The organism is Pirellulales bacterium, from assembly GCA_033762255.1.
GTDB lineage: Bacteria > Planctomycetota > Planctomycetia > Pirellulales > JALHPA01 > JANRLT01.
The window spans coordinates 182,458-194,850 of record JANRLT010000029.1; the positions used below are offsets into that span (position 1 = coordinate 182,458).

A 12,393-nucleotide genomic window follows, 5' to 3' on the forward strand; every position below is an offset into this window, starting at 1 on the left:
ACCGGCCCGGGAGTGCCGACAAATCTATTTTCCCCCCCGCAGGCCAAAATTCAAACAGATTCATGTGAAATTATCGTAATGGTACCCTGGTTTGCGCCGTTGATCTGCCGATTTTGGCGATCGCGGGGGATAAATCCCACGAAAGCGCTAACGGCATTTGGTGAGGGAGGGGCGAACCTGTATGGCACGTTAATTGTCAGCTTTCCCTCATTCCGAGGCCAAGAATATCAATTACAAGTGTAAAGGGGGGGCCGGCACGAACTTTGTTAGCTTTGTTCCCTTTTGTAACGTCTGGTATTGTTAATTGAGCAAAAATTAGCCGAAAAGCAGAGGGGTTGGCATGTGCCGTATCTCCGCTACCTCCTGTTAAAAAAGGCTTTCGCAGATAAACTTTTGTCATGCCGCATTTGCCAACTCAGGTTATTATTTGACATATCCTCGGCAGACTAACCGCTGTTGATCTGTTCCCAAATTTGAGAATTCTTCATGCTTGCCATTTCCACCCGCAATCTCGTCAAGACCTATCCCTCTAAGCCGCCGGTGGAAGCGGTCCGCGGCCTGGATCTGGCCGTGGAGCGGGGCGAATGTTTTGGTTTGCTCGGGCCAAACGGCGCGGGCAAAACCACCACCATTGAAATCCTCGAAGGACTTTTGCCCGCCACCAGTGGCGATGTCGAAATCCTGGGTCTGCGCTGGGGGCGGGACGATGACGCCATCCGCCAGCAAGTCGGCATCTCCCTGCAAGAGACCAAACTCTCTGAAAAATTGACCGTCCTGGAAACAATCACCCTCTTTCGTAGCTTTTATCGCCAAGGAATGGACCCCCTGGAGGCCCTCAACCGCGTCTCCCTGCAGGAAAAAGCCCAGGCCCGCGTGGGCAAGCTTTCCGGCGGCCAAAAGCAGCGACTGGCGGTCGCGTGCGCGATTGCCGGCGATCCGCAACTGCTATTCCTAGATGAGCCCACCACTGGACTGGATCCCGCCTCGCGGCGGGAACTATGGGAAATCATTCGCGGATTTCGCGCCGCGGGACGAACAATTTTGCTCACCACCCATTACATGGACGAGGCAGAAAAACTGTGCGACCGGATCGCCATTGTCGATCATGGCCGGGTCATCGCCCTGGGGACGCCGCGGGAACTCATCGCTAGCTTGGGGGGAGAGCATATCATCGAGTTTCATTTGCTGGGCCAACATGGCGAAGCATCTTTGCCGCGCGAACGATTGGCGGCATTGCAACCGCTCTTGTCCCGCCTGCCCAGCGTCAGTCAGGCGACAGTGGGGGACGCGGGCGTACGACTGTCGGCGGCGGAATTTCATCGCGTATTGCCAGCGCTGGTGAACACGCTAGCCAGCGAGGGTTATGAATTGGCCAATCTCAGCACGCATCATGCCAGTCTGGAGGATGTGTTTATTTCCCTGGCGGGTCGCAAACTGGCGGAAGAATAAGGCACTTGTTGCCAGCCGCGACGTGGTTCAACATATTCCGGCGGCGGCTATAAATTTTGCAATTAACCCACACTCAGTCCGATGGGGAGTTCCTCGCCAAAGAGGGTCGTTTGTTCGGCGGCGGCTAGTTCGCCCCCGACCGTGACCAGGCGGATGTAACTTTCAGGAGCTTCGCGGCCGCGCAGCCATTCATCCGCCATTTGCCGCGTCGTGGAAGAAAGATCTCGATAACGGTCGTCGGTGCGGCGGGCTAGTTGCATGATGACCCAGGAAACTTGCGGATCGTCGGCTTTTTGTCGTTTCAAATCGGCCAACCAGTCCGCCACGACATCACTTCCCAGGACAATGTTAAGCGGGCCATAAGCGGGGACTCGGGCACCCAGTCGCCCCAGCATCCATAACAGCGCGGGGCGCAGGGCGAGTAGTTTTTTGCGTGGAAGCAAATCCAGGATGATGCGGCCTAGTTCTATTTTTAGGGGGGCGGACAAGAGTTCCAGGGAACCGAGCAAGCGCCATACTTCCAACGATTCGGTGGTGGCTAGGGTCAAATCGCCCGCCCCCCCCTGGCCTGTTGTCAGGCGTTTGTGCAATCCCCGCAAACCCGGCAGCAGCGGATTGGCCAGTGCCGCTTGTTGGCCGGCAGTCAGCCCCCCCGCGATTCGTCGCCAGAGGATCCAGCCTTCGTTTTGCACATTGGCCTGATGGTGCGCTAATTTTCCAAAAAGCATTTTCCAGGTTTCCGCGACGCGCCAATCGTCCAGCGCCAGGCCAAAGCCAGGCCGCAGCGCATAGCCCAGCAGATTGAGCCAGCGGGCTTCGGCGGCGGGGGATTGCCGCCGGCCGTTTTCTAATTCGACCAAGGTTTGCCAGATGCGCCGTAATAAGGAAGGAGGCCAAGCGGCGCGGGGGCGTTGGATGGCCTCGGTCAGGCGGGCATTGAGGGTGTTCAGAGGCGCGCCTCCCCCGGGACCAAATGTCGCGGTCAATTGATCCAGCGCCGCGGTCGCGGCCGTTTCATCCAAAAAGCCCGCTTGTTCCGCCGTTCCCCGATGAGCCGTCCGGTCGGTTTGCGTGGCGCTCCGCACGTCAAACTGCATTTGCCAACGGCGATGACCCGCGGATTCAGCGCACCATAATTCCAGCGTGCCAATCTCGCTCAGGCGCGCTTGCACCTGGACCGGCACGGTCGCCGCGCTTTGTCCGCCACGCGCTTGCATCACCGTGCGAATCGGCGCTAATGGGCGAAATTGTTCTGTTTCCACCGGCATCACCGCCCCCACCGGATCGGTCAACCGCGTGCTAGAAACATACAGGGGAAATTCTATCGGTTGGGCGATGCGCAATTCCAGTTCGCGCGGACAGGTGTGTTGCTCTCCCGGTTCGGCGGTGGCGGGCACCACGCATAACGCCCAGCGGGTGGAAGCCGCTTGATCAACCGTCTCTGTTTCGGCTGACACATGATCGCGATCTTGGTCTGACGGGGAGGCATGCTGTGAGACCTGGCGCGACACGCCTAGATAATAGGTGCGGGCCAGGTCGGCGGCGATGCGCACGCCATGGCCGCGCAGCACCATTCCATAATACGCCGCGCCGCGGGCCACGGCCAAATCCAGCCGCTCATTAGCTAGCACGCGCGGCCGCCAAGCGGACCCCGGAGCAGATCCAACGCCATTGAACCAATTTTCTAAAACTTCCAAGAGACGCGTTTGCAATAATGGCGAATGAAAAAATCCGCCGTTAAATAGCACCAAATCCGGTCGACAGGGGTCGCTGGCATTTTTGTCGGGGGAGTCCTCCTCTAGCGTGGCTAATGTCTGGCGATGCGCGCTAAGGAATGCCGCCAGATGCCGCGTCATTGCGGGATCGGCGGCATAAGGGAGGCCAAACTCTTGAAAACCGCTGCGCCGCGCGCGGGGGGAATCGCCAAGCTGGCAATAGGGCAAAAATCCTTCACATAATAGCTGGCGAACTTCTTCCCGTTCGGCGGATATTTGCACCGCATTCGCTAGCAACCGGCTCCCTCCCCCCGCGAGGGAAATGGTAGCCTCCGGGGGCGCGTGATTGGCAAGTAGCGTTTCCTTGACCCTGCGGCAAGCTCGAACGAGCGTGTCCCATTGGCGGACGGATAGTTCGGCTTGACCTGTGGCGGTAACTGCCCGCTGTTCTAAATGCTTGGCCAACGCCAAATCCAAATTATCCCCCCCCAGAATCAAATGCTCTCCCACAGCGATACGCTGAAACTGGACCGTACCGCCGGATGTCCCCCGCGCGCGGATCAGGGTAAAATCGCTGGTCCCCCCCCCTATATCGCAAACCAATATCAACTGTCCGGGCCGCACATGGGTTTCCCAAGTATCTCGATGCAAATTTAGCCACGCATAAAAGGCGGCCTGTGGCTCCTCAATCAAGACCACCCGGGGAAGGCCTGCCCGGGCGGCGGCCGCAATCGTCAACTCCCGTGCGACTTCATCAAATGAAGCTGGCAACGTCAGCACAAAATCCTGCTCGGCTAGCGGATATTCCGCATAGCGCGCGTCCCAGGCCGCGCGGACGTGCCCCAGGTACCTGGCCGAAACCTCGACCGGTGACAGCCGCGACACATCCGGCGCGGCATGCCAGGGAAGCAACTCCGCCGTGCGATTAACTCCCGTATGGCAGAGCCAGGATTTGGCCGACAAGATTTGCCGACCAGGATTCATTCCACCAAAATCGCGAGCCATGACCCCCACGCAAAAGTCGTGTTCCCCGGACGACCAAGGAAGCTTTAGCGCGCCTGGGGCAAATTCTCCCGCTTGTGGCTGATAATGAAACGAGGGAAGCGTCTCACGACTTTCAATCGTCGCGGGAGCCACTAGTTGCGGAATAGAAAAGTTCTCTACTTGCCATTCCATTTCCCAAGTGTCCACAAAGGAAACCGCCGAATTGGTGGTCCCCAAATCCATGCCCACCACATAACGGCTGGCGGGTCGGTCAGAAGCACGGCTCGACATGGGTGTGGTACAAATTATAAGAAAATATCAAAATAAGTCTTTATTCACTTATGGAAAGCCAAGGATCACCAGAAAGCAATTAAACCAAAACCATCTCCCTTTTTAACAGGCTGAGGTAAAAAAACAGGCGGAGCAAAACGCTCCGCCTGGGATTTTTTGTACATCAACCGTGCAATAACCGCAATTAATCGCGGGGGCGCACCACACCCGTCAAGCCGCTGTAGTCGTTGCGGTCTTCGGGGTGCCACAGGGGCATGCCCATTTCCACCCGGGCAGCGAGCACGTCGATTTTTTCGCGTGAACCGGCGGCCGCATTGGTGGGAGAGAAATCTTCCCCCGCATACGGGACAAAGTCCTCATCATGGCCATATTTGAGGATTGTTTCAAAAACGTTGGTAACTTTTCGCATCGCTGTACCCTTACAAAAATCCGTCATGGAAAAAAGTTATCCAACACGTCCCCCCCCAATAGAGGTCCGCGTGACAAGCATTTTCCAAGACATGGTAAAAATGTCGTACAATTACCCGGCGTAACCAACATTCCGTGCCACATAGCCGGAAAAACCACTAGTTGCATCTCCCACGTGCCAGATAGTTTTATCTAGCGAAGGGATCATCAACACTGGCGTCGTTTGTTTCCGCGGGGTTCGCGACCCTAGTGGTCCTCGAGCGGAAAACCCAGTACGCAACGTACTCCGTTAGGGTTCGACTCACATCCTGTGAGAAGGCAAAGCACGTCGAAAAAGCGAATTTTCCGTGCGAATCGCCGCGTATGACGAATTTTCCCCATTAACTGGGGTAAAAAATCAGGCCGTATGCTCTTAGATGTCAGGAACAGACGGGCGTCGCATGTGCATTGCGTTAGTAATGAATTATTTCCAGAATTACCAGAGAGTCAAGCGTTTTGTGAAATATTTCACTAATTTAAATTTCCGTTATGATAACTTGCTGTAATTTTAATGCTAGCATGGACTTACGGATGATTATTTTACGAATTATTTTACCCAAGCCGTATAAATTACGATAAATAGCAAGGAGACTTAGCTTTTTAGAGAAAAGTACGTTTTTCTATAAGGAAATTGACTTCCAGGTCTACTTCTCGATTGACCGGAGTCAACCAGAACACAATAATTCACGTAGATTTAATGTAGATAATAACCATGCACTCGACCGCACACCGATTACTGGGTTTGATTTTAACAGTCGGCATGTTTTGCTCGACTTTGAACGCCCGGATGCTGTGCGCTTGTAATGCTGCTTGTGGAGAGTCATTAGTCTCCAACATCCGGTCAAAGTCGGAATCTCAAGATTGTTGCAATCCCCCTGGCAAGTCTTGCTGCCTGACAAGTGGCCGTCTTAGTACAAGTAAAAACTGCTGCTGCCAGCCCACTGCGGCGGGTTGCGTTTCTTGTTCAGGTAAAGAAACTGCAAGCCAGCGATTGGCCACAAAGAATCAGCCCTCTTTGTCGTTGAGCAAAAAAACTTGCTGCCAATCAAATGTTACTAATAGTGGTCATTCTGCCCATATCTTTGCGCAAGTTGCACTTGACGCTCCTGGCACACCTCCTAGTTGCCCAGCTACTGCAGGGTATCAAGAGGGTGGCTGCAGATGTGAAATGCAGTTGCCTCAACGTCCCCATCCTTTGAATGCTCCGGAAAACAGCAATTTAGAAACCAAATCGCAACTGGTTACCACTTTTGCGTTACCCAGCCTGTGCTTTGTTCCCGCCCCCCCTTCGCACTTATTGCCTGGGGAATACACACAACTCTTGCCCTATGCGGGCCGGGATCTGCGGATTTGGATCTGTAGCTGGACAACCTGAGCCGTTGACGGGAGCAACCTCTCTCCCCGTCTTTCTAGATATGGCTATCCAGTTTGACGCTGGATGAATTATCCATAGATTTCCTAGCTTTTGCAAGGACGTTCGTCTCTTGCCAGGGCGAAATGAGCCTTGGCGTGCAAAGTTTGGGAAATCCCCCTCTTTTTCCTTTGGGAAAAAGATTAAATGCCGAATCCATTCGCTTTTCTAATTGGAGAATTTTATCATGTTTACCAAACGTACTTTTTTGGGTTTGTTGACAGCCGCTGTTGTGGCCGGTTCCGGGATCACTTATGCTCTGAGTGTTCCCTCCACCACGGCTCAAGCCGGGGGTTGCTCTTGCTGCGTGGCCGCGGGTTGTGAGACCAGCCTGTGCAGCTGTGCCTGCGGTAGCGAGTGTCCAGACGGATGCACGGTGGAACAATGTTGTGGCAGCGGTTGTGCGGGGTGCGGTGAAACGACCGCTACCAGCTCGACCGCGGCAACCGGATGCGCCACCAGTTGCTGCGCTAAGTAAGCCCACTGTTTATTGGATTTGTGCCCAGATCAGCGGCAAGATTTAACTTGTCGCCGCTCTGGCCCCATCAAGTGCAACGCTGCCGCAAAGGAGCGATCTTTTGCGGCGGCACTTATTTTTGCGATTTGTCGGAGTTCCTTTTTTTCGGAGAATGATTATGTGGAAGTCGCTGTTGATGGTTGGCTGTATGGCCTTGGGCATGGTGGGTTATGCTGTCTTTGCTGATAAGGCTGAAAAGCCCAAGGATCCCCTGGCCGCGGCCAAATGCCCCGCGTCAAATGAAGGGGTGAGCGCGGATCAAGCCGTGGAATTTGAAGGTGGGATGGTTTATTTTTGCTGCGAAAAATGCAAGGCCGCATTTGAAAAAGATAGCGCCAAGATGGCCGCCAAGAGTCGCCATCAAATGGTCGTGACCGGCCAGTTTGAGCAAAAGGCCTGCCCGCTGTCGGGTGGTCCCACCAAGGCGGAAACCGCGATTGACGTGGCTGGCACCAAGGTCGCGTTCTGCTGCGAAAATTGCCAAGGCAAAGCCAAGAAGGCGGGTGATGACGTGGCCGAAGTCCTCTTTGGCGACAAGGAAAAATTCGCCAAGGCTTTTGCCAAGGTCGAAAAGAAAGCCGAAAAGTAGTCGTCGATTAAAACGGGGTAGTTCCCCGCTGATCAGGCTCCCCCAACAACTCGCCGGCAGGTTCGCCGGCGAGTTGTTTTTTTGCGCTGAGTGGGACTGTGTCCGGGGCTTGGTCGTGGAACTTATGCGGGAATATGCTAGCAAAAGATTTTCCCCATGTTTCGCCGGTTAGGGCGCGCTTTGTCTTGACCAAAAATATCACGGGCTGCTACAGTCCATCACTGGGAATTGATTCACTAGTTGAGGGGAAAGGAAGCCTGCCATGCTCAACACTTTGGCCGTAGTCCAGATTCGTGCCGAACGCCTGCCGCCGCGCTGGTCCACCTGGAGGGGGCTGGGGGGGAAATCCCTGGTCGAATGGGTGGTCCGCCGCGTGGCCGATTGTGCCCGCATGGATGGCATTTTGGTCGCGTGCGCCGCCGCCGAATTTGAGCGCGTTTCGCCGCTAGTCCCCCCCGATGTCCCCTGCTTTGCCAGCCAGCGTCCCGACGCCCTGGGACAATTTACCGACACCCTATTGCATGTCCCCTGCTTGCAGGCGGTTCGGGTTTGCCTGGAGCACCCGTTTGTCGACCCCGAGTTAATGGATCGGTTGGTGACACAAGCGGCGCTGCAGCCGCACTTGGATTATATTGGCTATGGCACCAGCGCGGGCCAACCCGCGGTAGAATCCCCCATTGGCTGCTTTGCGGAACTTTGCAAAACCAAAGCCCTGCGCATCGCCGATCGAGACGCCACGCTCCCCGCCGATCGCGCGGGAGTGACCCGCTATCTGTACACCCACCCTGAACGCTTTGCCGCGCAGTGGCTTCCCATGCCCACCGAGCTGGACCGCGCGGATGTGCGCCTGGCCCTGTGGGGGGATGATGACCGCGAACATTGCGAGGATTTGTACGAAGCGCTGGATGGCGCGGTCGATTATCAAACCGTGACCCGCTTTTTACACGCGCAACCGCATTTGCGCCGCCGCATGGCCGCCATGAACCAGCAAGAAGCGGTTTAAAATACCGTGCGGTGGGAAAGTAGCGTATCATTTCTATAAATTTTAAAGCGGCTGACACTTTTTGCGGGGCAGCGGGGTCTTATGCTGCGCGGTGGTTGGGTTAAGTCGGCGGGGATGAATTTGTCATCGATCTGACATTCCCGCGGGCCACGCTGCAAACCGAAAGAGCCACGCGTCTATTTTTTCGCCATTCCTTTTCCGCGCGAGATCGCCATGAACTCACTCTGTCGCCAATTCCTAGCTGGAATATCGCTATTCATTCTCGCCACGGCTTTTACGGCGGAGAAATCATACGCCGACATATCCCCCACAGTTGTGCAAAAGCATCTGCAGAGCGGGGATTTGGCTGGCGGCGTGGCCGCGCTGCAGGGAGTGCTGCTCAAGGATCCGCAAGACGACACGGCACGCTTTGGGTTGGGAATATTACAGGTGCTGCGCGGAGCGGAGGCCTGGTCCCAAGGCCTGTACAAGCATGGGATTACCATGCGACATACAGGAAATATTCCGTTTTTACGTTTGCCCCTTCCAGAAAATCCCCACCCCGAGCGCCTGACCTATGAGAAATTTCGCGAAATGCTGATCGACTTTCAGGGAGCCCTCTCCCAGGCGGAGGCCACCCTGGCGGGTGTGCAAGACCAGGAGTTGCAACTGCCGCTGCGCCTCTTAGAGGCTCGGCTGGATATCGATGGCGATGGTCAGATCACTTATCTCAATAAGGAAAAAACCGAATCCAACGAACAATTAAATCTTATTCTGCGGCGATTTGTGCCCGGCATGGAGGCGGAGAATACAATCGATTTTGATTACGCCGATGTGCTGTGGCTGCGCGGTTATTGCCATTTATTGCTGGGTCTGAGCGAGATAATATTGGCGTATGATGGCCAAGAGCTATTCAATGTCAGCGCGCATCTGTTTTTTGCCGATCCGGTGACGCCATATCCGTTTTTAGAAATGCAGTCAAACGATGGCTGGTTTACGGATATTACGGATCTGATTGCGCTGGTGCACATGATCCGGCTGCCGGTCAGTGAGCCACAACGACTTAAAAACACGCTGGCCCATTGGGAGCAAATGTGCTCCCTGTCGCGCCTGATGGTTGGGGAAATCCAACAAGAAACCGACAAGCGAGCGGAATGGATCCCGGGCCCTAATCAAAAAAGCTGGAACGGCATCGAAGTCTCCCAGGTCATGCTGACGGACTGGCTGGACTTTGTCACGGAGCTGGAGGCGATCTTGGCGGGCAAGAAACTGCTACCGTTTTGGCGCACCAGCCAAAAAACCGCGCAAAAAATCCAGGGTGTCAACTTCCGCAAGGTGTTTATTGAACCGCGCACGCTGGATGTGGTGCTCTGGATCCAAGGCACGGCCGCGGCACCCTACCTGGAAGAGGGGGAGCTGGTCGATCCCCAACTCTTCAATCGCTTGCAACAAACATTCAGGGGCAACTTTTTGGGATTTGCCATCTGGATGAATTGAGGGCTTTATCCATGGAATGGTTACAAGAGAATTCGCGGAGACAACATCGGATTGGAACAGAAGTTAGCGAAGATCACAGAGAGGGAAATGCACCGTGTATCAACAAGGTAAATCCGTGGCTAAATTTACTTCCGAGCCTCGGAGCGACTGGTTCTGAAAAGTTAAAATGCGGTACAACGCAGATTAGCTGATGAGACTGATTTTCACAGATCAGGGGGTTACAGAATCTAAGCGGGATGAATCGGGCCGTTGGCCCTGCCATTCGTCACTAGCCATTGACCTAGGGCGACGCTGCGCTTGCCCTAGGCTGGGATAGGCTGGGCCTTTGGCCCACAAAATAACACAGGCCTTTGGCCCACAAAGTCCCTTGCTGACACTGCGGGCTGAGAATCCTCACATCCCGTCTCTCGCCTCCCAGTCCCTTGCTGACGCTGCGGGCAGAGAATCCTCGTCTCTCGCCTCCGGTCTCTCGCCTCCCAGTCCCTGGCTCACGCGGCGGGCTACTTGGTCAGCAGTTCCCCGAATGCCCGTACCAACATTTGCTGATCGCTCCAAAATAGCCACACCGGCCAAGCCCCCAAGGACAACCCCCCTAAAAGCCACAGCGGACTCCAACTGTTGGGCGTCACGGCAATCTTACCCAATGCGGAGTGCAGTTCCCGGCGCAAATGGTCCCAGCCTTGCAAATTTTGGCGGCTACCCTGCGACTGTAACACCACCGCTTGAAAAATAGGCTGTCCTTCGCAGCGCAGTTGCATGCCAACTTGCGGCAGGTTTACGCATTCCCCCGCCCAGGAACATAAGGGGTCCATTTTACCCACGATCTCCGCCACGAGCGGCCGCAAAACTTCGCTGCTGATATTGGTCACAATGAGGGAAGGGGGAGCCAACAGCATCGCCAGGATTGTGACTAACACGTACAAGGCCAAAACTAGCACCCACACGTAAGGACCAAAACGGGTGATCGTGTTAGCCGGTAAAAAAAGGGGCAAAGGGCCGCATAACAGCAGGCCCAACACCGCGGTGGCCACAAGCGCAAGATTGGTGCTGCCGCGCATGAGTAGCGGCCGGCGCGACAGCCCCCGCAGGCCGATCCACATCAGATACAGCGCCAGGGGAAAAAGGGCAATCGCGAGATGCGTCAGTTCCATTACAGTTTCCCAAACTTGGCGAAATATCCCCTTGTTATCTTACCCTGGCGCGGGGGGGTATAAGCGCATCCCCCTCCACCGCACCCTGGCTATCCCAACCACGCCAGATAAGACCCACGGAGAACCCGACAGGTTACGGCAACACCCCTTATTTTCCCGGCTCTTTTGTGGCAGCCGGGGCCTCAGCAGGTACCGCCTCCGCGGGCTGCGCGGCAACAATCTTGCCAAACATCAACCCGCCATGGTCTCCTCCGCCGTCCCACATTCCCGCATAGCTGTTATTAAAGATCATGACCCGGCTGGTAAATGTTCCCACTCCCGGAATCAGCATTTTATCCAAGGAAATAATGGGCGTGTCTTCCGCCCAAACGACCCGCAGGGTCAGGGGAACGGTAACATCGGTTTTGCCGTATTGGATGCGGGTTTCAAAGCGCCAGAGGTCCCCTTTGACATGGGAGACCTTGCCCAGGGTGTATTTGTCAGCCTGGGGGGCCTGGCCGGGCTGATCGCGCGAAGTAAAGCTTCCCTCGAGAGTGGCACCGGACATCAGTTTGGCAAAATTCGCTTCGCGTTGGGCTTGGAGGGCGTGATTTTTTTCCTCGTTTTTAGCGGTTTTGGCATCAGGATCGAGGGCGGCTTTGGCCGCGTCCAAGGCTTCGCGCGCTTTTTCACGGGCGGCGGCTTCGGCTTGGCGGGCGGCTTTTTCAGCTTCGCTGGCCGCGTCATTGAGAACTTCACGGGCGGCTTCGGCAGCCTCGCGCGCGGCTTCCTGGGCGGCTGCTACGGCATCCTCCGCGGCGGCGGCAGCTTCCTTTTGGGCTTGTTCGGCTAATTCTTTTGCCGCGGCGGCGGCTTCCCGCGCGGCGGCCTCCAACTCCGCTTGTTTCTCTTGGAATTTGGCCCGCGCGGCAGCGACCCCATCCGCTGATGAGGGAGCGGAGGAAACCTGGGCGGATACTAACCGCTCAAAATTCAAAATGGCGCTGATTCCTAGCAAGATCAACAACAGCCCCGACCGGCGAAACTGACAAAGCTGGCTGGACATGGTTACCTCTGATGGCTAAAGAACAAGCAAGCTTGGAAAATGGGTACTTCGTCACCAGACTTGGATTATTGGCAGCGGAAATTTTTTGCCGCAGCCGGTCCGTCAGGCGATAACCTTTAGGATAAGGCCGCCGACCCAGCGCTGGCAAGGAGTTCCCCCGCTTGTCAAATAAATAAAGAAATCACTGCGCGCTCATCCGTAACCCGCCATCCAGGCGAATCACACAGCCGTTAAGCAACGCATTTTCCACAATGTGCCGGGCCAACGCGGCAAACTCCGCCGGTTGACCCAAACGACGGGGAAAGGGCACCTGCG

Annotated in this window: 8 protein-coding genes; 4 read left to right on the plus strand and 4 right to left on the minus strand. The window is 55.7% G+C overall.

Translation table 11 applies throughout. The annotated features are described in order from the left end of the window. Nucleotides 1–486 precede the first annotated feature (486 nt). A complete protein-coding gene (locus SFX18_09095; protein ID MDX1963296.1) occupies nt 487–1,449 on the plus strand; it encodes an ABC transporter ATP-binding protein in 963 nt (320 codons plus the stop codon). A 62-nt stretch (nt 1,450–1,511) separates the two neighbouring features. Here SFX18_09095 and SFX18_09100 read toward each other — a convergent pair whose 3' ends face one another. After that, nucleotides 1,512–4,439 (minus strand): Hsp70 family protein, encoded by a 2,928-nt coding sequence (locus tag SFX18_09100; GenBank protein ID MDX1963297.1) that lies wholly within the window; start codon nt 4,437–4,439, stop codon nt 1,512–1,514. 184 nt (nt 4,440–4,623) lie between these two features. Further along, nucleotides 4,624–4,848, minus strand: a complete 225-nt coding sequence (locus tag SFX18_09105) for a hypothetical protein (protein ID MDX1963298.1) — start codon at nt 4,846–4,848, stop codon at nt 4,624–4,626. A 2,084-nt stretch (nt 4,849–6,932) separates the two neighbouring features. Here SFX18_09105 and SFX18_09110 point away from each other — a divergent pair. The 3 genes from SFX18_09110 (at nt 6,933) to SFX18_09120 (ending at nt 9,882) form a co-directional block, all read left to right on the plus strand. Next, on the plus strand, nt 6,933–7,403 hold the full coding sequence (locus tag SFX18_09110) for a hypothetical protein (protein MDX1963299.1): 471 nt from the start codon (nt 6,933–6,935) through the stop codon (nt 7,401–7,403). Between the two features lie 262 nt (nt 7,404–7,665). Then, nucleotides 7,666–8,406, plus strand: coding sequence for a hypothetical protein (locus SFX18_09115; protein MDX1963300.1), 741 nt, complete (start codon nt 7,666–7,668; stop codon nt 8,404–8,406). Nucleotides 8,407–8,619: 213 nt separating this feature from the next. Beyond that, nucleotides 8,620–9,882, plus strand: a complete 1,263-nt coding sequence (locus SFX18_09120; protein MDX1963301.1) for a hypothetical protein — start codon at nt 8,620–8,622, stop codon at nt 9,880–9,882. Nucleotides 9,883–10,382: 500 nt separating this feature from the next. Here SFX18_09120 and SFX18_09125 read toward each other — a convergent pair whose 3' ends face one another. Then, on the minus strand, nt 10,383–11,033 hold the full coding sequence (locus SFX18_09125; GenBank protein MDX1963302.1) for a hypothetical protein: 651 nt from the start codon (nt 11,031–11,033) through the stop codon (nt 10,383–10,385). A gap of 148 nt (nt 11,034–11,181) precedes the next feature. Further along, nucleotides 11,182–12,078: a hypothetical protein gene (locus SFX18_09130; protein MDX1963303.1), complete on the minus strand. Its 897-nt coding sequence runs from the start codon at nt 12,076–12,078 to the stop codon at nt 11,182–11,184. Between the last annotated feature and the right edge of the window lie 315 nt (nt 12,079–12,393).

What these genes read in the sequence shown, in the direction of transcription:
- SFX18_09110 (MDX1963299.1), top strand. Translation starts at nt 6,933, where the DNA reads ATGTGGAAGTCGCTGTTGATGGTTGGCTGTATGGCCTTGGGCATGGTG.
- SFX18_09125 (MDX1963302.1), bottom strand. Translation starts at nt 11,033, where the DNA reads ATGGAACTGACGCATCTCGCGATTGCCCTTTTTCCCCTGGCGCTGTAT.
- SFX18_09095 (MDX1963296.1), top strand. Translation starts at nt 487, where the DNA reads ATGCTTGCCATTTCCACCCGCAATCTCGTCAAGACCTATCCCTCTAAG.
- SFX18_09105 (MDX1963298.1), bottom strand. Translation starts at nt 4,848, where the DNA reads ATGCGAAAAGTTACCAACGTTTTTGAAACAATCCTCAAATATGGCCAT.
- SFX18_09115 (MDX1963300.1), top strand. Translation starts at nt 7,666, where the DNA reads ATGCTCAACACTTTGGCCGTAGTCCAGATTCGTGCCGAACGCCTGCCG.
- SFX18_09120 (MDX1963301.1), top strand. Translation starts at nt 8,620, where the DNA reads ATGAACTCACTCTGTCGCCAATTCCTAGCTGGAATATCGCTATTCATT.
- SFX18_09100 (MDX1963297.1), bottom strand. Translation starts at nt 4,439, where the DNA reads ATGTCGAGCCGTGCTTCTGACCGACCCGCCAGCCGTTATGTGGTGGGC.
- SFX18_09130 (MDX1963303.1), bottom strand. Translation starts at nt 12,078, where the DNA reads ATGTCCAGCCAGCTTTGTCAGTTTCGCCGGTCGGGGCTGTTGTTGATC.